The organism is Actinomarinicola tropica, from assembly GCF_009650215.1.
In the GTDB taxonomy this organism is placed as follows: Bacteria; Actinomycetota; Acidimicrobiia; order Acidimicrobiales; family SKKL01; genus Actinomarinicola; species Actinomarinicola tropica.
Map to the genome: position 1 here is coordinate 1,681,188 of NZ_CP045851.1, position 19,114 is coordinate 1,700,301.

Here is a 19,114-nt window from a genome sequence, read left to right on the forward strand (position 1 = left end):
CGACCCCGCGGGTGGGGCGTGGGGGTGATCGCGCCAACGGGGTGGTCGCATCGCCCCCGCGGGTGGGGCGTGGGGGTGATCGCGCCAACGGGGTGGCGGCATCGACCCCGCGCGTGGGAGAGCCGGATCAGCGGCGGAGGGCGAGGACGCGGCGGCGGAGCTCGGCCAGGGCCTCGAGCTCGGCACCGAGCGGATCGAGCACCAGCTCGCGGGCGACCGCGGCCGTCGAGGACGAGAGCCGGCGCCGCGCCACCGCGCCCCGACGTCGGGCGCCGACGCCCGCGACCGCTCGCGCCACCACGCTGACGAGGAGCCCGGCCACGGCGCCACCGACGGCGAGCAGCGTGGGCCAGGGGATCGCACCGACCTCGGGGGTCGGCACCTCGGGGAGTCGCAGCCAGGCCACGACGCCGAGGGCGACGAGCCACACGACGCCGACCGCCATGGCTCCCGCCAGCAGCCACTGGAGGGCCCCGACCAGCGCCCACCAACGGGGCCGCTCCGAGGGGAGCCGTGTAGACGCGACCGCCTGGTCGAGCGCGTCGGCCACGTCGTCGCGCCTCGCCGTGACGACCGCCTCGACCCGCTGTCGCCACGGCTCGGGCAGCCCGGTCGATGCGGCCGCCGACACGTCGCGTGCGGCGCTGTGCGCGGCGGCGATCGAGACGGCCGACGGGCCGGGACGCGACGTCCGGCCGATCGTGGTGGTGCCCTCGGAGGGCGCGGGCCGCTCGAGGCCGAGCCGGCGCAGCGGGTCGGGGCGGAGGCCGCCGAGCCAGCGGGTGACCGGCCACCCCATCGCCCGTCCGGCGCGTCGGCGGTGCGCCGCCGCGACGGCGTCGGCGACCGCATCGGCGCCGGCGGCACGGGCGAACGCATCGACGAGGTCCCGGCCGGCGCGCGCCCCGAGCGGTGGCGGTTCGACGTCGCCGACGTGGGCGGCGAGCTGGTCGGCGGTCCAGTCGAGGTCGGCGTCGAGGCGGGCGACGGCGGCGCGCTGCTCGGCCACGCGCGCCGCCACCTCACGCCTCAGCTCGGCCGTGCCCTCGTCGTGGATCGCGGACGTCGTCAGGACGCGGACCCCGGTGAGGCCGTCGTCCGCGAGCAGCCGCTCGACGTCCTGGACGAGGGCACGGCGCTGGTCGGCCGCGACCAGGTCGACCTGGTTGAGCACGACGAGGGTGACCGCGGCATGCGTGGCGTAGCGGCGCAGGTACCGCTGGTGGAGCGCGGCGTCGGCGTACTTCTGCGGGTCGACGACCCAGACGAACACGTCGATCGCCTCCGCCAGGCGGTCGACTTCGGCGCGGTGGTGCGCCTCGGTGGAGTCGTGGTCCGGCAGGTCGAGCAGGACGAGCCCGTCGAGGTCGTCGACGGCGTCCCTCGCCACGACGTGGCGCCGGTCGACGTCGAGCCAGTCGAGGAGCGCGGCGACCTCCTCGCCCACGCCCCCTGCCGCGTCGAAGACGGCCGCCTGCGGTCGCGCGGTGGTGGGCCGGCGCACCCCCACCGTCGCGACCTCCGCACCGACGAGCGAGTTGAACAGGGTCGACTTCCCGCTGCCGGTGGCCCCCGCCAGGGCCACGACCGTGCGTGACGATCCGTGCCGGAGCCGGGCATCGGCTCGCGCCTGCACCTCCCGGGCGCGGGTGGCCACGTCGTCGGGCAGGCGACCGGGACCGGCCTCGGCCAGGCCGAGGACGGCGTCGAGGGCGTCGAGGCGGTCCCGCAGGTGCGACGCGTCGGGCCCGGACCGACGAGCGCGGGGCGTCACGTCGCCACCTGCGCACGCAGCTCGGCCCCAGCGGCGCGGAGCCCGTCGGCGTCTCCCGGGTCGGGTCGGCTCGCATCGAGCGTCCGGGTGTACCGCTCCTGCTCGGCGCCGATCACCTCGTCGAGGCGTCGGTCGAGGTCCGCCCGGGCTCGCAGGGTGAGGCGACGGACGGCTTGGTCGCCGAGGAGCGCTTCGAGGAGCGTGCTCCCGACCGCCGTGCTGCCGCCGGCGATCGCCACCTCGGCGCCGGTCAACCCGCCGGTCTGGGCGAAGACGCCCACCATCAGGACGAGCGCCACGCCGTTGAGCCCGTACGACAGGACCTTCGCCGTGGTGCGCTTCCCCGAGCCCTCCTCGCGCAGCATGTCGAGCAGCGCGCCCTGCCACTCGCGCACCGTCCGGGCGGTGCGGCTGCCGAGGTCCTCGGACGGGCGGCGCAGGTCGTCGTGCGCGTCGAGCAGCGCGGCGCCGCCGGACTCGGAGCGCCAGAGGAGGCAGGTCCGCTCGACGGCGGCGGCGACCCGCTCGGCGACGAGGACCTCGATGCCGCTCTCGACCGCACCCTGGAAGCGCTCGACGCTCCGCGCCCGCCCGGTGAGGCGGGCGGCCACGGCGTCGCGCCACTGGCCGATGCGGGACTGGAGCTGCCGCAGCAGCTCGCCGGTGCCGACGAGGTCCTGCCAGCGGGCCAGCACCTCACCCCGCATCACCGTGCCGTCGCGCACGTCCTCCGACAACCGCCGCCGGCAGTCGACGAACGACTCCACCGCGCCCTGCTCCAGCCAGGCGGCGACCGCGACCTGGTGGTCCACGACCGCAGCGACGTGGTCCGTGCGGCGCACCAGGTCGTCGATCGCGCCGACCAGGCTGCGCCGCACGAGCTCGTCGCGGGCCGCATGGTCGCCGGCGAGCGAGCCGATCCAGGTGCGCAGCGGGGCCACGGCCTCCTCGGGCAGGCGACCGGCGACCAGCGGCTGCTCCTCGACGACGAACAGGGGCGCGCCGTCGAGGCCGGCGTCGTCGAGCATCGTGCGGAGGTGAGGTCCGACCTCGTCGGACGAGCCGCTCGGCACCCGGTTGAGGACCAGGCCGATGCCCACGCCACGCGTCGCCGCGCCCCGGAGGTGCTCCCAGGGCACGGCGTCGGCGTAGCGGGCGGCCGTCGTGACGAAGATCCACAGGTCGGCGGCGTCGAGGAGGTGGACCGCTGTCTCCCGGTTGAGATCGACGACCGAGTCGACATCGGGGGCGTCGAGCAGGGCGAGGTCCGGGGGGAGCGCCTCGGCGTCGACGAGCTCCAGCTGCTGCGGACCGGCCGCCTGGCCCCCTCGGACCCGAGCGAACGAGCCGAGCACGCGGTCGTCGTCGAACCACCGGGCGGCATCGGGGTGGTGGACGAGGACCGGCGACCTCGTCGTCGGACGCAGGACACCTGGCGTGGTGACCTGCCGCCCGACGAGGCTGTTGACGAGCGTCGACTTGCCCGAGCCGGTCGACCCACCGACGACGGCGAGGACCGGCGCGTCGATGTCACGGAGCCGCGGCACGACGTAGTCGTCGAGCTGGCGGAGCACGTCTCCCGCGAGCCGGCGTGCGTCGTCGGCCCCGTCGGTGGCGAGGGGCAGCGACGCGCCGTCGAGCCGGCTGCGCAGGGCGTGGGCGACGTCGAGGACGTGGGCGGTGTCGATGCGCCAGTCTTGCCCGGTCGGTCCCGGCCGCAACCCGCGGCTGCGGGACGCGACCGGCGCGTGGTCAGCCGTCGACGGCGACGGGCAGCTCCCCGCGGAGGGCGAGGTAGGTCTCGTCGCGGCGGTCGCGCACCAGCCGTGCGCCCTGCCCGCGCGCCATCGCGGCGGCGATCCCGGCCTGGACGTCCACCTGCGCCATCGTCAGCCCGCTCTCGGTGATGCCCGACGAGGCGACGACGCGGCCGACCGGATCGACCACCTGGCTGAGACCGAGGAAGTCCGCGCCCTCGATCTCGCCGCAGAAGTTGGACGACACGAACCAGCGCATGTTCTCGGCGGCGCGCACCTGGTCGAACAGCGAGTACTGCATGCAGTTGATCGACGCTGAGGGGTCCGACGGGTCGCCGTCGGCGCCCACACCCCACGCGGTCGGCATCACCAGGATGTCGGCGCCCCGGAGCGTCAGCTCGCGGCACGACTCCGGCCAGGCCTTGTCGTAGCAGATGAGCATGCCGATGCGTCCGATCGTGGTCTCGAACACCGGCCAGTCGTGGCCCTGGCGCCAGACGATCTGCTCGGAGAGGCCGAGGTGGACCTTGCGGTAGCGGCCGATGTACCCGTCGGGGCCGACGAGCACCGCGGTGTTGTAGACGACGCCGGGCGTCTCGCCGGCCTCGGTGAGCCCGAACACGACGTGGACGCCGCGCTCCTCGGCCTTCGCGGTGATGGCGGTGACGCTCGGCCCGTCGGGGACGGCCTCGGCCGTGGCGTAGGCCTGGGCGAGGACGGCCGGCGTCTGCACCTTCTCGTGGATGACCGGGTAGCCCTGGAGGCTGATCTCGGGGAACACGACGAGCGACGCGCCCGCGTCGGCGGCCTCGTCGATGTAGGAGAGGTGGGTCTTCAGGTTCAGCTCGACGTCGTAGCTGCCGCGCATGGCGACGGTGGCGATGGTGATCTCCGGCATGGGGTCCGCTCCTCGGTGGTGGCCCGGGCGCGTGCGCGCCGCGGTCGCGCCACGATCCCGGAGGGAGGTGACGCGGCCGTCACGGCACCGCGTCCGCCGGGTTACGCCACCGGCGACGCCACATCGGCGCAGGTGGCGACGATCGCAGGGGGTCGAACCGCCGCGCGGTCCGACCCCCCCCTGACGCCGGTCAGGCGTTGCTGACCCGCCGCGCCATCGTCGAGGCGATCCGGCTGGCCCGGTCCCGCGGGACCACGTGCCAGAACTGCTCCTCGGTCGTTTCCCAGCTCTCGAGCAGGTCACGGGCGCGGGCGGACCCGGTGAGCTCGACGTGTTGCTCGAGCATCCAGCGCGCCTCGTCGAGCGCCACGACGTCGGGGCGGACGATCTCGACGAGGTCGCTGTTCACGCGAGCGGTGAGTCGTTCGACGACCGGGTCCCAGATGAACGCCTGGCCGCCGGTCATGCCGGCGCCGAAGTTGAAGCCGATCCGGCCGATCACCAGCACCGTGCCGCCCGTCATGTACTCGCAGCCGTGCTCCCCGACGCCCTCGACGACGGCGACGGCTCCGGAGTTGCGGACCGCGAAGCGCTCGCCGGCGGCTCCGGCGACGTAGAGCTCGCCGCCGGTGGCGCCGTAGAGGCACGTGTTGCCGACGAGCGCCGGCGTCTCGTCGACGTGGGTGCCGTTGCCGTGGGACACGTCGTCGTCGGGGATGCGGACGACGATGCGACCACCGCCCATGCCCTTGCCGACGTAGTCGTTGGCCTCGCCGTGGAGGTCGAGGGTGACGCCGTGGCCGAGGAACGCGCCGAAGCTCTGGCCGGCGCTGCCGCGCAGCGACACCGCGGCGGTGCCACGGGGTGGCGTCGCTCCGAACTCGAGGCCGACCGCGCCGGCGAGCGCGGCGCCGATCGACCGGTCGGCGTTGGTGATGTCGTAGCTCAGCTCGATGTCGTCGCCGTCCCAGATGGCACGGAACGCATCGGCGAGCAGTTGGTCGCCGAGCTCGGAGCGGGGGTCCTGCAGCTCGACCCGCTCGACGAAGTGCCGGGCGTCGCCGGGCTCGGCGACGGGCCGGAGCAGAGGCGAGAGGTCGACGGAGTCGACACGGGGGTTCCCGGTCGTGCGCTGGCGTAGGAGGTCGACCCGCCCGATCGCCTCATCGAGGGTGCGGAGCCCGAGCTGCGCGAGGAAGCCGCGAACCTCCTCGGCGACGAACATCATGTAGGCGGCGACGCCCTCCGGGGTGCCCGTGAAGTTGGCGCGGAGGTGCGGGCGCTGGGTGGCCACGCCGGGCTTGCAGGTGTCGCGGTGACAGGCCCGCAGCATGATGCAGCCCTCGGCGACCATCGCCGCGGTGCCGAAGGAATACTCGTCCGCCCCGAGCAGCGCGGCGACGACGACCTGGCGTCCGGTCTTGAAGCCGCCGTCGACCCGGAGCCGCACCCGGCTGCGCAGGCCGTTCTCGACGAGCGCCTGCTGGCAGTCCGCCAACCCCAGCTCCCACGGCAGACCGGCGTGCTTGATGGACGACAGGGGGCTCGCCCCGGTGCCGCCGTTCGCCCCCGACAGGTGGACGACGTCGGCGAGCGCCTTGACGCACCCGGCGGCGATCGTGCCCACGCCGTCCTCCGACACGAGCTTGACCGAGACCTGGGCCGCGTTGACCTGCTTCAGGTCGTAGATCAGCTGGGCCAGGTCCTCGATCGAGTAGATGTCGTGGTGCGGTGGCGGGGAGATGAGGCCGACGCCCTCCTGGGTGTGGCGCAGCCGGGCGATCTCCGCGGAGACCTTGTGTCCCGGCAGCTGACCGCCCTCGCCCGGCTTCGAGCCCTGGGCCATCTTGATCTGGATCTCGTCGGCGAACGCGAGGTACTCCGGGGTGACGCCGAAGCGCCCCGACGCGACCTGCTTGATGCGGGAGTTCTTGTCGTCCCGTCCCATCCCGCGGGTGCGGTACCGGTACGGGTCCTCGCCGCCCTCGCCGCAGTTGGCCTTGCCGCCGATGAGGTTCATCGCCTGCGCGAGGGTCTCGTGCGCCTCTTTCGACAGGGCGCCGTGCGACATGGCGCCGGTCGAGAAGCGGCGGGCGATCTCGGTGGCCGGTTCGACCTCGTCGAGCGGGATCGGGTCGGCGTCGACCAGCTCGAGGAGGTCGTTGAGCTCGGTGGTGGGTCGCTCGGCGACGAGCTGGGCGAAGGTGTCGTAGAGGTCGGACCGCTCGCCGGCGATGGCCCGCTGGAGCAGGTGCGCGGCGGTCATGTCGGCGAGCTGGCCCTCGGAGGGGTCGACGTCGTTGTCGGCGGCCGCGGCGCGGGCGTCGTCGGTCGCCTCCTCGACCGCGGTGAGCTCGGAGGAGCGCACGCGTGTGCGCGACGTCGGCTTCTTCGGCTTCGGCGCGGTGCCCGTCAGCTCGTTGAGCGCCTCGACGACCGCCTTGTCGTGGGCGTGGTACTCGCCGCCACGACGGTCGCGGACGAGGCCCGGCGAGTCCAGGTCGGGCTCGCCGTCCTCGGGCCAGGCGGCGGCGTGGCGGGCGAGGACGTCCTCGCCGAGGGCATCCCAGCCGAGGCCACCGACGGTGGAGACGGTGCCGCCGAAGCACAGCTCGACGACCTCCGGCGCGAGGCCGACGATCTCGAAGATCTGCGCGCCGCGGTACGAATCGATCGTCGAGATGCCCATCTTCGACAGGATCTTGAGCAGCCCGGCCTCGCACGCGGCCTGGAAGTTGAACTGGGCCTCGGGGCTGACGTTGTCGGTGTTCTCGTCGGCGTCGGCCTCGGCGCCGACGGTGTGGAGTGCGAGCCGGGGGCAGATGCCGTCCGCTCCGTAGCCGACGAGCGTGGCGACGTGGTGCACGTCGCGGACGTCGTCGGCGAGGACCACGAGGCTGGTGAGCGACCGCAGGCGCTCGGCCGTCAACCGGTGCTGGACCGCGCCCACCGAGAGGAGCGACGGCACCGCGGCGCGGTCGGGCGAGATGGCGCCGTCGTCGATCACGACCACGCCGGCACCGTCGGCGACCGCGGCGGCGGCCTCGTCGGCGATGCGCTCGACGGCACGTCGCAGCCCCTCGGCGCCGTCCGCGACCGGGAAGGTCGCGTCGATCGTCGCCACGGGGAACGGGCAGCGGCTCGGGTCGTGCAGCTGCTCGACGGCCGAGGGGAACATGAAGAACGAGGGGATCGTGAGCAGGCGCGTCGCGCGAGGGCCCTCGATCAGGATCGGCGAGCGGGGGCCGAGGAGCGTCCGCAGGCTCATGACGTCGCGCTCGCGGATCGGGTCGATCGGGGGGTTGGTGACCTGGGCGAAGCGCTGGCGGAAGAAGTGGTGCAGCGGCCGGGCCTTCGAGGCGAACGGCGGGAGCGGGGTGTCGTCGCCCATGGCGAAGGTGGGCTCGTAGGCGTCGTTCGCCATGGGCTTCAGCACCATGGCGAGCTCCTCCTTCGTGTAGCCGTGCGCGACCTGCCGCTCGACGAGATCGTCGGGCGGGGTCAGGGCGGGCTCTCCGGTGCCGAGGCGGTGGAAGCCGTCGGCGGCCCACCGCCCGTACGGCGCCTGGTCGGCGAGCCGCTGCTTGATGTCGGCGTCGGTGTGCACACCACCGTCGGCGGGGTCGACGACGAGCATCTGGCCGGGGCCGAGCCGCCCACGCCGGACCTTGCCGTGGCCGCTGATGTCGACGGCGCCGACCTCCGAGGAGCACACGACGAGGCCGTCCTCGCAGATCTGCCATCGCAGAGGCCGCAGACCGTTGCGGTCGAGCAGCGCGCCGACGCGCAGGCCGTCGGTGAAGACGACGCCCGCGGGGCCGTCCCACGGCTCCATCAGGGCCGAGTGGTACCGGAAGAAGCCCTGGACCTCGACGGAGAGGTCGCGCGCCGACTCCCACGCGTCGGGGATGAGCATCGCCATCGAGTGGTCGACCCGGCGACCGCCCCGGGTGAGCAGCTCGAGGGCCTCGTCGAGCTTCGACGAGTCCGAGCCGGTGGGGTCGAGCACCGGGCGGAAGTCGTCCTCGGCGCCGAGGCCCGCGTCCTCGGTGCCGAGGGTGGCACGGGCGGCCATGCGGTTCTCGTTGCCCCACAGGGCGTTGATCTCGCCGTTGTGGCACAGCATCCGGAACGGCTGGGCCCGCTCCCAGGTCGGCAGCGTGTTGGTGGAGAAGCGCTGGTGGAAGATGGCGAAGGGCGCCTCGAACCGCTCGTCCGCGAGGTCGAGGTAGAAGCGCCCGAGCTCGTCGGCCGCGGTGAGGCCCTTGTAGACGATCGTGCGGAACGAGCAGGAGGCGACGTAGACGCCTTCGACGGTCGCGCCGATGGCCCGCCGTGCGCGGAACGCCCGGCGCTCCAGATCGTCGGCGTCGGCGCCCTCGGGGCCGCGGACGATGGCCTGGAGGATCTCGGGCTTGCTCTTCAGGGCCAGCTCGCCCAGGTGCTCGTCGTCGGTCGGGGGGACGCGCCACTCGAGGAGCTCGAGCCCCTCGTCCGCCAGGGCGCCACGCGTGGCCTCCCTGGGGTCGGCGCCTCGCACGAAGAGGACGACCACGCCGTTGCCCTCCCCGAAGATCGCAGGCGGGATGGGCGCGAGCAGGCCGGCGCCGTCGCCGGAGCGGGCGTCGGCCGCGACGGCGCCGCGGTGCTTGACGTTGGCGAGACCGTCGAGGGCCTTCTCGACGATCGCGCGCGAGGTGCGTCCCTGGGCGTCGGCGACGAAGCCGATGCCGCAGGCGTCCAGCTCCCGGTCGGGGGTGGGCGCGTGCATGTGATCTCCAGTGGTCGGGCGGGCGCGGTGGCCCACGAGTGGGGAGGTGTCGCCCGGGGGCTCCTCGGACCGCGCGCCTCGTTGCGCTCCAGCCACGTCGGTGGGGCCGGCGGGGCGTCGTCGCCCGTGCGGTCTCGGGGGCCGACCTCGTCGTCGGCAGGGTGGCCACGCTGCCGTGCCCCGAGCAGGTGGACGAGCGTAGCGCCTCCGGCCGGACAGGCGGAACCTCGTTCGCCGGGGGCGCCGGTGGTACCGTCGCTCGTCCGCAGAACGTCGTCGTGGAGGATTCGTGAGCGAGCAGAGCGGTTCGTGGCAGCCAGACCCCTTCGGCCGCCACCAGTACCGGTGGTGGAACGGTGCCGAGTGGACCGACCAGGTCTCGAACGACGGCAACGTCAGCAGCGACCCGCCCGAGGCCGGCGGTGCCGCGGGCGGTGAGACCACCAGCGAGACACCGGCGACCTCCGAGGGCCCTGTCGCCCAGGACCCGGAGCCGACCCAGACCGGGCCCGGGTGGGGGCAGGACGCCACCACCTCCATGCCGGCTGCGGGCGCGACCTACGAGTCCACCACCACGACGACGCCCGCCACCGATGCGCCGAAGAAGAGCTCGTCCAACGTGCCGGCGCTCGTCATCGGCGGCATCCTGCTCCTCGCCCTGATCGGTGCGGGCGCGTACCTGCTCTTCTCCGGCGGCGACGACGAGCGGTCCCGCGAGGACCTCATCGCCGCGGTGCGCGACGACCTCGACCTGTCCGGCTCGGAGGCGTCCTGCGTCGTCGACGAGGTCGGCGAGGAGCGCCTCGACGGCATCCTCGACGCCGGTTCCGACGTCAGCGACGGCGATCGCGACGCGCTGAACGCCGCGGTCGGCGAGTGCACCGGCGCCGGTGAGGAGACCACCGACACCACCGAGGACACCACCGAGACCACCGAGACGACCGAGGACGACGACACCGACACCGACACCGATGTCGACGAGCTCCCCGATCCCTTCGTCGACGCCTTCGTCGAGACGATGATGTCCGAGCTCGACCTCACCGAGGCGCAGGCGAGCTGCTTCGCCGAGGAGTTCTTCGCCATCGAGGGTCTCGACATCCAGGGCATGTCGGAGGACCCTGACGCCGCGATGTCCGATCCGGCGCTGTTCTCGGCGATGTTCGACATCTTCGAGACCTGCGACATCGACCCGATGTCGCTGTCCGGCGGGGCCGGCGGTTCTGGCGGCACCGGGGAGGACGGCGAGCTGTCCGGTATCCTCGAGGGCCAGACCTACGGCGACAACCCGATCCTCGACGAGCTCTGGGACGAGTGCGAGGACGGCGACCTCGAGGCGTGCAACGACCTCTACATGCACTCGGAGTTCGGCAGCGAGTACGAGGCGTTCGGCCTGAACGACGGCGAGCTGCCGTGACCGCGAGCGACGCCGCGTGGAAGCCGGACCCCTCGGGTCGCCACCAGTACCGCTACTGGGACGGCTCGGCGTGGACCGACCAGGTCTCCGACGACGGCGCGATCTCGACGGACCCGATGGACAGCGCGGCCGCCGGTCCGACGGCGTCGACGGGGCCCGCCGGGTTCGCCGCGGCGTCGGCGCCCCCGCCCGGTGCCACCGGCGCACCGGGCGGCGGTGCCAGCAGCAAGACCCCGCTGATCATCGGCGGCCTGGTCCTCGTGGTGCTCCTCGGGGTGGCCGCGTTCTTCCTCACCCGCGACGACGACGTCGACCAGGGTGAGCTCTCGGAGGCGTTCCAGGCCCAGGGCATCGACGAAGAGGCTGCGGATTGCCTCGCGGGCGAGCTGGCCGACGAGTTCAGCGAGAGCCGGGCCGAGGAGCTGAGCGAGGGCGGCGAGATGACCGAGGCGGAGACCGCCGCCGTGTTCTCCGCCATCTCCGAGTGCGGCGGCTTCGGCGACCTGGACCTCGATCCCGACGACATCGCGTCGGAAGAGGGCGAGACCTACGGCGACAACCCGACGCTCGACGCCCTCTGGGACGCCTGCGAGGGCGGCGACGGTCAGGCCTGTGACGACCTCTACTTCCAGTCGCCGCTCGGCTCGGAGTACGAGGAGTTCGGCGACACCTGCGGTGGCCGCTTCGAGGCGGGCGAGGTCCTCTGCTCGATGGAGGAGCTCGACTGATCCGCCGCAGGACGTGACGGTGTGAGTGACCGAGGGGTCGGGCCGGTGGTCCGGCCCCTCGTCGCGTGCGGCCTCAGCCGAGGCGGGGCCAGCTGCGGCGGGTGCGCCGGCGGCCGGGGTCCCGCTCGCCGAGCGCCCAGGCCCGCCGCCACCCGGCAGCGTCGGGACCGGCGAGCGAGGGCGTGGTGCCGGCGGCCGCACGGCGGCGGGCGGTCCACCAGTCGGTGGTCGCCTCGTCGGCCAGCTCGGCGACGGCCCGCTCCAGCTCGGCGGCCAGCCGCCGGGTGTCGGACCCGGTCCCGGGAACGATCGGTGCACCGAACGTGACCGTCGTGGCCGCACGCCGGGGACGGTTCCGCCCCTTCGGCAGCACCCGGTCGGTCCCGGCGATGTGCACGGGCACGATCGGGACGCCGCAGCGGATCGCGAGGTAGGCGGCGCCGCCGCGGAACTCCTGCGCCCACCCGTCGGGGCTGCGCCCGCCCTCCGGGAAGATGAGGAGGCTCCAGCCGTCGTCGATCAGCTCCGCGGCGCGGTCGGCGCTGTCGCGGGAGATCTTGGTCCGCTCGATCGGCACGGCGTTCAGCGTCAGCGCGGAGAAGGTGCCGCTCACCCGGTTGCCGAAGAAGTAGTCGGCCGCCGCCCCCACGAAGGTGCGGTGCCGCCACGGCTCGGGGATCGAGGTGAGCATCAGCGGGGTGTCGACGTGGCTGTGGTGGTTGGCGGCGAAGATCACCGGACCCTCGAGCCCGTCGAGCCGGTCGGTGCCACGCCGCTCCGGTGGTGCGAGCACGGCGACCGTGGGCCGCATGACCAGCTCGAGAGCGGCCAACCGGGCGACCCGTGACGGGTAGCGGCGCGCCCACTCCGTGGGGAAGTCGTTGCCGGTGCGGCGGCGCTCCGGCGGCGGCTCGACCCCGCGGGGGACGTGGGGCGCCCGGAACGGGAACGGCACCCGGCGCACGAACCGTGCGGGGGAGAGCGCGGACCGGGCGCTCACGTCACGTCGGCCATGAGGATCGGCGGGTTGTGGAAGTGCGTGATCGTCGGCTGGGGGCCGACGACGTCGGTGGCCATCTCCAGCGCGTCCTGGAGCGTGGAGGCCGGGCTGAACCCGAGCCGTCGCGTGGCCCGTACGTCGCCGCCGACGATGATGACCCGCCCGAGGTGCTCCAGCGCGTGGGCGCACCAGTACCACATGTAGAACGGGTGGACGCCGTGGTAGGCGTACGAGGTGCGGTACAGGTGCCGGTACCACTCGTCCTCGGCGTACTGCTTCTCGTACCTCGCCTCCATCTCCACCGGGTCGGTGGTGTCGGCGAGGACCTGCTCGAAGAAGTCGATGTAGCTCGGGTGGTGGACGGGGTGGAACTCCCACGGCGTGGGGTGGCTCATGATGAGCACGCCGCCCTCGCGCACCAGCGGCCGGCCCTTGTAGAGGTTGAAGAAGTACCCGAGCCCGAGGCACGCCACGAGGATCGGGTTCATGATCGAGTTGACGTTGTAGGGCCCGATGTACGGGAGCCCCATCGTGAGCACGTCGGTCTGGCCCTCCACCGGCACGAGGTGCTGGCGGTAGACGTTCTCGGTGGTCACCCTGTGGACCGCCTCGACCTCGCCGGCCTGCACCGAGGTGAGCTCGTAGGGGGCCTCCCACGAGTGGAAGATCTGGCGCCGGCGTGCCGCGGGCAGCCCCTTGAGGCCGGCCTGCATGCCGATGAACGTGGCCCGGTCCCGCGCCGTCCACTCCCACTCCCGCTTCTGGAGGAAGGCGAGCGGGCCGGTGCGCCCGAACGTGTTGTTGTTGATCGTCGTCTCGATCTGGAAGATCTTCACGCCGGCGTCGCGGATGACCTCGCCCTGGCGCCAGTTGCTCTTGTGCAGCTCCGAGCTGGTCTGGTCCATGAACGACCGGGACTTGGTCATCGTCGCCGGGTTGTGGTGGACCTTCACGCCGGTGTAGCCGGCCAGGCCGGTCGCGGTGCTCTTGTGCCCGCCGTCCATCGAGACGATGTTGATGTTCACGTACACGACGAGGTCGCTCTCGGCGGCCCGCCGGCTCATCTGGACGTCCTCGCCGTGGCGGGTCTGGCCGAGCACGACCATGCCGTCGGGGTCCTCGGCGTCGTGGTTGTAGAGCAGTCCGCGTGGCGCGAAGGCGTCGTAGACGCGGTCGCCCACGGCGTGGCGCAGCTCGTCCTCGGTCATCCGGCGGTGGAGGGCGAGGGCGGCGATGATGTGGACGTCGTCGACCCCCGCGGCGGCGGCGAGGTCGAGCACCTGCTCGATGATCCGCTGGCGCACGTCGGGGCGCTGCATCTTCGGCAGCGGCAGCGACACGTCGTCGAAGGCGATCGTGAGCTTCATGCCCGGGAACAGCAGCGCGGGCAGGGGCTCGGACTCGCCCTCGGGGTGGTGGAGGGCGTGGTGGATCGCGGCCTCGGGATCGTCGATGCCCGGGAGCGGTTCGGCGGGGTACAGCACCCGGGAGCGGCCCGGCGGCAGCTTCTCCAGGCGGAACCCCTCACCGTGGTGGAACAGGATCGGCGGGGTCGACCGGTCGACGTCGAGGACGAAGCCGGGACGGGGGCTGCGGCGGCTGCTCACAGGCGGTGGCGCTCCTTCTCGTCGCGCAGGTCGAACGCGACCTTGACCGCGCCGCGGGGACCCGCGGCGGCGGCGTGCTCGATGGCGTCGCGGTAGCGCGACAGGGGATAGGTGGCCGAGACGAGCCGGCCGAGGTCGGCCGAGCGGACGAGCTCGAAGGCCAGGTCGAACGTGCGGGCTCGGCGAGGTGCGCCGCCGTCGGGGTCGGGGACCTCCTCGGTGCCGTAGGCGTAGGCGCCGACGAGCTCGATCTCGCGGTGCCACAGGCCGGTGAGGTCGACGGTGACGGGGCCGGGCATGCCGACCACGACCACGCGGCCCTTCGGCCGGACCGCGGCCATGGCGTCGGCGAGGCTCTCGGCCGAGCCCACGCAGTCGATCACCACGTCGGCGCCGCCGGTGAGGCGGTCGATCGCGCCGTCGCCCACGGCGAAGCTGCCGGTGAGGCGGCGCACGCCCCGCAGCCACTCGGTGGGCTCGACGACCACGTCGGCACCGAGGAGCGCAGCGAGGTTGCGCTGCTCCGGGTACCGGGCGGAGGCCAGGATCGTGGCGCTCGGGGCGAACCGGCGCAGCGCGGCGACGGTGAGCAGGCCGAGGGTGCCGGCGCCGAGCACCGCGACGGTGCCGCCGGCCGGCACCCCGGCCCGCAGCGCGGCGTGCACGGCGCAGGCGGTCGGCTCGACCATGACAGCGGCCTCGTCCTCCATGTCGTCGGGGACGGGGTGCAGCTGCGACTCGTGGGCGACCATCAGCGTCGACCACCCGCCACCGGTGTCGCAGCAGAAGCCGGTCTGGAGACCGGGCTCGATGCGGCCGAGGGTGATGTGCTCGCAGTTGCCGAGGTCGCCTCGCGCGCACCACTCGCACGGCGGGTCGATGCCGCGCGTGGCGCAGCCGAGGACCGGCTCGACCACGACGCGCCGGCCGTCGTCGAGGTCGCCGACGACCTCGTGGCCGGGGACGAACGGGAACGAGACGATGGGCTCGAAGTAGCGGCTGCTGCGCCCGTCGACGGTCGCCAGGTCGGATCCGCAGATGCCGGCGAGGCGGGGCCGCACTCGCACCCAGCCGGGACCGGGCAGCTCGGGCGGGTCGACGTCGACCAGGTCGAGGGGGCCGGGGCCGGCGCCGCGGCCGCTGACGACGCTGCCGGCGAGGCGAGCCGCGGCGTAGCGGGGCAGGTTCCGGGAGAAGCGCAGGGCCTTCATCGGCTGCCGACCCTGGTCGGCGCGATCGGGAGGACCGGGTGCACGCCCTTGGCCGCCTTCGGGAAGTTCTCGACCAGCCAGCCCCGCTTGCGGGCCAGCGACGCCAGGCGGGTCTCCGGGTTGACCGCGACGGGGAAGCCGACGGCCTCGAGCATCGGGAGGTCGCTCGCCGAGTCGGCGTAGGCGACGCTCTCGGCCAGGTCGAGGCCCTCCGCGGCGGCGTACTCGGCCATCGCCTGCGCCCGCGCCTCGCCCGTGGGCGGGACCCGCACCAGCTCGCCGGTGTACCGGCCGTTCCGCACCGACATCTCGGCGGCGACGATGTCGTCGAAGAGGGGTCGCAGCGGCTCGACGACGAAGTCGAGCGCACCGGTGATGAGCACCGTGCGGTGGCCGAGCGCCCGGTGCTCCCGCACCCGGCGGATGGCGGCGGGGAACGACTTGGCGAGGATCAGGGCGCTGAGCAGCTCCGCAGAGTCCTCGGCCATCTGCTCCACGGGTGCGCCCCGGTAGCGCCGATAGAAGTAGCGGAGGAAGTCGGTGCGGTCCTGGGCGTCGAGCCGCAGCAGCCGGGGGGCCTCGCGCACCAGGCGGGCCGCGAACCGGGCCTTGTCCTCCGAGGGCAGCCGGCGGGTGGCGAGCCACGCGTAGGAGGTGACGACGTTCGAGGCGATCAGCGTGTTCTCGAGGTCGAAGGCCGCGAGGTGCCGGTCGGGGGACAGGACCTGGCGCCGCAGGCGGTCGGTGCGAGTCGGGCCCTTCTTGGCCCCGGGGGTCGTCTTGACACGGGCGTGCTCGACGACCGACGGCAGGTGGATCGTGGTGGCGTAGACGTCCCAATCGACGACCCGAGGGTCGAACGTGAAGCGCTCCCGGTCGGCGTCGTCGAGGAGCCCCCACATGTCCATGAGGCGGTCGACCGTGTACACGGCTTCGCACTCGGCGTAGGCGCCGTACAGCTCCACGTAGGTGAGGGCGCGCTCGACGTCCTCGCGCCGGCTCTCGAGGGTGGCGGAGAGCTCGGCCTGGGTGCCCCGCAGGGGCAGCTTCTCGAGGGTGCTCTCGGCCTTCGTGATCGCGACCTTGGCCCGGCTCAGCTGGCGCTCGACCTTGCCGCGCACCGGGAACGTCCACTCGGGCACGGCGATCGGCTGGCCCGAGTTGTCGAAGATCGGGTGCTCGGTGAAGTACGCCTCGATCATGTCGATGAGCTTGCGGTAGCGCAGCGGGTTCGAGGAGCCCGACGCGACCTGGACGATCGGGGGCGTCTGCTCGGGTGGGAGCGCGGCGGCGGCGACGATGGCGGCGACGACGAGGTCGACCGGGATGACGTCGACGATGCCCTCCGGAACGCCGGGGAACTGGGTGAGGAGCCCGCGGGCGTAGGAGATGATCACCGGCTCGGCCATGCGGAAGCCGCGGATCCAGCCGGGCCGCGGCTCGGCGACCGCCGACTCGATGATCGAGGGGCGGACGACCGTGACGGGGATGGCGCCCTTCGTCTCCGAGAGCGCGACCTCGCCGAGGGCCTTGGTGTACGAGTAGACGTCCGGGAACCCGAGCGAGCGGGCGCGGGAGCGCCCGGCCTCCACCATCCGGTCGTTGACCCACCGCGTCCGCTGCTGCTCGGCCTTGGCCGACAGCAGCGGGATGCCCGCGGCGCCGAGCTCGCCGCGCGCCTCGTCGGCGAAGCGGGCGAGCATCTCCGGCGTGCGGCTCTCGGCCTCGAGGTCGCTGCGGGTCCGGCGGGCGGCGTCGACCTCGCGGCGCCACGGGACGTCCACGAAGAACGGCGACTCGGCGACCGGCTGCTCGTGCGCCTCGCCCCGGTGGTTGCCGGCGACGTAGCAGGTGGAGACGGCGACGAGGTGCGGCGTGACGCCCAGATCGCGGAGCGTCGCGGCGATGCGGGTGGGACCGAGCAGGTTGACCTCGACCGCCGAGTCGAGCGGAGAGTCGAACGAGACCGTGGCGGCCGAGTGCACCACGACGTCGCAGGAGGCGAGCGCGGCGCGGCCGTCGTCGTCGAGACCGAGGCCGTCGCTGCCCACGTCACCCCGGACGACCGTGACGCGCCGGTCGACCATGGCGTCGAACTCGCTGCTGCCGAGCTCGTCGCGCAGGCGGTCGAACGCGTCGTTCTTGAAGATCTCCCGGCGCGCCCGCTGCTCGACCGTGCGCATCCGCCCCGGGCGCAGCAGGAGGACGAGCTCGCAGCCCGGGGCGCTGCGGAGCAGGCGCTCGACGAGCGCCGTGCCGAGGAAGCCGGTCGCGCCGGTGATGGCGACGCGTCGCCCGTCGAGGTGCTCAGGGATCACGGTGGTCCTGTCTACCATTCGGTAGAGATGCGGAGCGACGACCTGGGGGCGACGAGGTGACGGCGACGGCGACCGGTGCCCCGCGGACGTCCGAGCGCGTGCTCGACGCCGCGATCGAGTCGTTCGGCACCCGAGGCTACGACGCCACGTCGCTCGACGCGCTGGCCGCCGAGCTCGGCATCCGCAAGCAGACGATCCTCTACTGGTTCCCCTCGAAGGAGGCCCTGCTCGGCGCGGTGATCGACGGGTGCGCCACCGAGCTCTCCGAGGCCCTCGAGTCCGCCCTCGCCCGTGCGGGCCGGGGTTTCGACCGGGTCGAGGCCATCGTGCGGGCGGTGTTCCGGCTCGCCCTGCGACGCCCGGCCCTGCTCGGGCTCCTGCGGGAGGTCAGCCGGCTGGGCCCGCCGTGGTCGACCCGCCTCACCGACCAGCTCGACCCGCTCGTCGACCGGGCACGCGCCTTCCTCGACGGCGAGATGGCGGCGGGGACGATGCGCCGCACCGACTCGCGGCTGCTGCTCCTGTCGGCGTACTCGACCGTCATCGGCGTGGCCACCGAGGCCGAGGTGCAGCGGGCCCTCGGCGTCGACCCGAGCCTGCGCTCCATGGTCGTCCGCCGCCGCGAGCTCGTCGCCTTCCTCCGCAGCGCCCTCGCCCCCACGCGCTGACGGCGCTCCGTCGTTCTCGGTACGTCCGCCGCCTTCCACCGTGCTCGGTACGTCCGCTGCCCTCCACCGTTCTCGGTACGGATCGCGACACATGCGGTCGCATCGCGTACCCAGAACGGCCGGCGCCCTCCCGCGCCCGCGATCTGCCGACCCGAGGGTCGTGGGGGCGGTCGCGCCAGCGGGTCGGCGGCGTCGTCCCCGCGGCCGAAGGATGGATCAGGAGCGGCCGTTGGGGCGCATCATGAGGTAGCGCAGCGCGCTCTCGAGGCAGATGCGCGCGCCGTGCTCCGAGTACTCCGTCCGCACGGCATCCATGGCGTCGACGACGGCGACCTCGTCGTGCTCGAACATCGCCTGACCGAGCCGCATCCACGGAGCGTCGACCGGGTCTGGAGGTGCGTCGCAACTGAGCTGCTGCCTCGACGGATCGAACAACGCCCACTCGACGGGGCTGTCAGCGCCGTCGACCCGCATGATGTCGAGAGCGGTGGGGCCGTCGTCCTTGGCGATGACCTTGCCGCCGCGCCGGGTGATCACCATCGCCTCGTAGTGGTCGTAGTTGAGGCAGAGCGGCGGTGCGGAGGTCTCCAGCTCGGCGGCGACCGCGTCCCAGGGTGCCGGCCACCCGGAGCCGCGCGGCAGGATGCCGAAGAGGTCATCATCGGTCTGACTCGTGGTCACCCAGCCGAGGGTGTCGAGGAACGGACGGGTCGCGTGGTGGTGATCCGCGGCACGTAGCTCGCTGTGCTGGCCGCACCCCCACGCGAAGCGATCAGGGTCGACGCCGTGGTGCTCGAGCACGGTGCGCGCTGAGCGCCAGGCCGACGCGACGTAGTCGGCGTCGAGCGTGTGCAGGATCACGTCGAGCGGGGCGTGGAAGCGGATGACGAGGGCGGGTTCGACGACGCGATGGAACTCGTACTGCCCGTCCCTGGTCACGTAGAGGCGAGGATCGTCGTCCGACATGG

At 73.4% G+C, this 19,114-nt stretch carries 12 protein-coding genes; 3 read left to right on the forward strand and 9 right to left on the reverse strand.

Annotated elements, in window-relative coordinates; all coding sequences use genetic code 11:
* Positions 1–127: 127 nt before the first annotated feature.
* The 4 genes from GH723_RS08290 to GH723_RS08305 all read right to left on the reverse strand — a co-directional run bounded on the left by GH723_RS08290 (position 128) and on the right by GH723_RS08305 (position 9,200).
* Entirely contained in the window at positions 128–1,774 is a 1,647-nt protein-coding gene (locus GH723_RS08290; protein ID WP_153759208.1) for a GTPase, read from the reverse strand.
* Positions 1,771–3,495 carry a dynamin family protein gene (locus GH723_RS08295; protein ID WP_229023183.1) on the reverse strand — a complete coding sequence of 575 codons (1,725 nt, stop codon included), beginning with the start codon at positions 3,493–3,495 and terminating at the stop codon, positions 1,771–1,773. The genes GH723_RS08290 and GH723_RS08295 overlap by 4 nt, the downstream gene beginning before the upstream one ends.
* A gap of 31 nt (positions 3,496–3,526) precedes the next feature.
* Complete coding sequence (locus tag GH723_RS08300; protein WP_153759209.1) at positions 3,527–4,429, reverse strand: carbon-nitrogen hydrolase family protein; 903 nt, start codon at positions 4,427–4,429, stop codon at positions 3,527–3,529.
* A 190-nt stretch (positions 4,430–4,619) separates the two neighbouring features.
* A complete protein-coding gene (locus GH723_RS08305) occupies positions 4,620–9,200 on the reverse strand; it encodes a glutamate synthase-related protein (RefSeq protein ID WP_153759210.1) in 4,581 nt (1,526 codons plus the stop codon).
* Between the two features lie 289 nt (positions 9,201–9,489).
* On the opposite strand from GH723_RS08305, the gene GH723_RS18780 reads away from it, so the two are divergent.
* Both GH723_RS18780 and GH723_RS18785 read left to right on the forward strand, forming a co-directional pair.
* On the forward strand, positions 9,490–10,614 hold the full coding sequence (locus GH723_RS18780) for a DUF2510 domain-containing protein (protein ID WP_229023184.1): 1,125 nt from the start codon (positions 9,490–9,492) through the stop codon (positions 10,612–10,614).
* On the forward strand, positions 10,611–11,342 hold the full coding sequence (locus tag GH723_RS18785; RefSeq protein WP_229023186.1) for a DUF2510 domain-containing protein: 732 nt from the start codon (positions 10,611–10,613) through the stop codon (positions 11,340–11,342). The genes GH723_RS18780 and GH723_RS18785 overlap by 4 nt, the downstream gene beginning before the upstream one ends.
* A 73-nt stretch (positions 11,343–11,415) precedes the next feature.
* Here GH723_RS18785 and GH723_RS08320 read toward each other — a convergent pair whose 3' ends face one another.
* The 4 genes from GH723_RS08320 to GH723_RS08335 are packed head-to-tail and all read right to left on the reverse strand — an operon-like array spanning position 11,416 to position 17,478.
* Entirely contained in the window at positions 11,416–12,342 is a 927-nt protein-coding gene (locus tag GH723_RS08320; RefSeq protein WP_153759211.1) for a lysophospholipid acyltransferase family protein, read from the reverse strand.
* On the reverse strand, positions 12,339–13,949 hold the full coding sequence (locus tag GH723_RS08325) for a lactate racemase domain-containing protein (protein WP_153759212.1): 1,611 nt from the start codon (positions 13,947–13,949) through the stop codon (positions 12,339–12,341). Before GH723_RS08325 ends, GH723_RS08320 begins: the two co-directional genes overlap by 4 nt.
* Positions 13,946–15,160: a zinc-dependent alcohol dehydrogenase gene (locus GH723_RS08330; RefSeq protein WP_153759213.1), complete on the reverse strand. Its 1,215-nt coding sequence runs from the start codon at positions 15,158–15,160 to the stop codon at positions 13,946–13,948. The genes GH723_RS08325 and GH723_RS08330 overlap by 4 nt, the downstream gene beginning before the upstream one ends.
* Positions 15,157–17,478, reverse strand: a complete 2,322-nt coding sequence (locus GH723_RS08335) for an HAD-IB family hydrolase (RefSeq protein ID WP_195210607.1) — start codon at positions 17,476–17,478, stop codon at positions 15,157–15,159. The genes GH723_RS08330 and GH723_RS08335 overlap by 4 nt, the downstream gene beginning before the upstream one ends.
* Before the next feature lie 98 nt (positions 17,479–17,576).
* On the opposite strand from GH723_RS08335, the gene GH723_RS08340 reads away from it, so the two are divergent.
* Positions 17,577–18,146 (forward strand): TetR/AcrR family transcriptional regulator, encoded by a 570-nt coding sequence (locus tag GH723_RS08340; RefSeq protein WP_195210608.1) that lies wholly within the window; start codon positions 17,577–17,579, stop codon positions 18,144–18,146.
* Between the two features lie 216 nt (positions 18,147–18,362).
* Here GH723_RS08340 and GH723_RS08345 read toward each other — a convergent pair whose 3' ends face one another.
* Positions 18,363–19,112 (reverse strand): hypothetical protein, encoded by a 750-nt coding sequence (locus GH723_RS08345; protein ID WP_153759216.1) that lies wholly within the window; start codon positions 19,110–19,112, stop codon positions 18,363–18,365.
* Positions 19,113–19,114 lie beyond the last annotated feature (2 nt).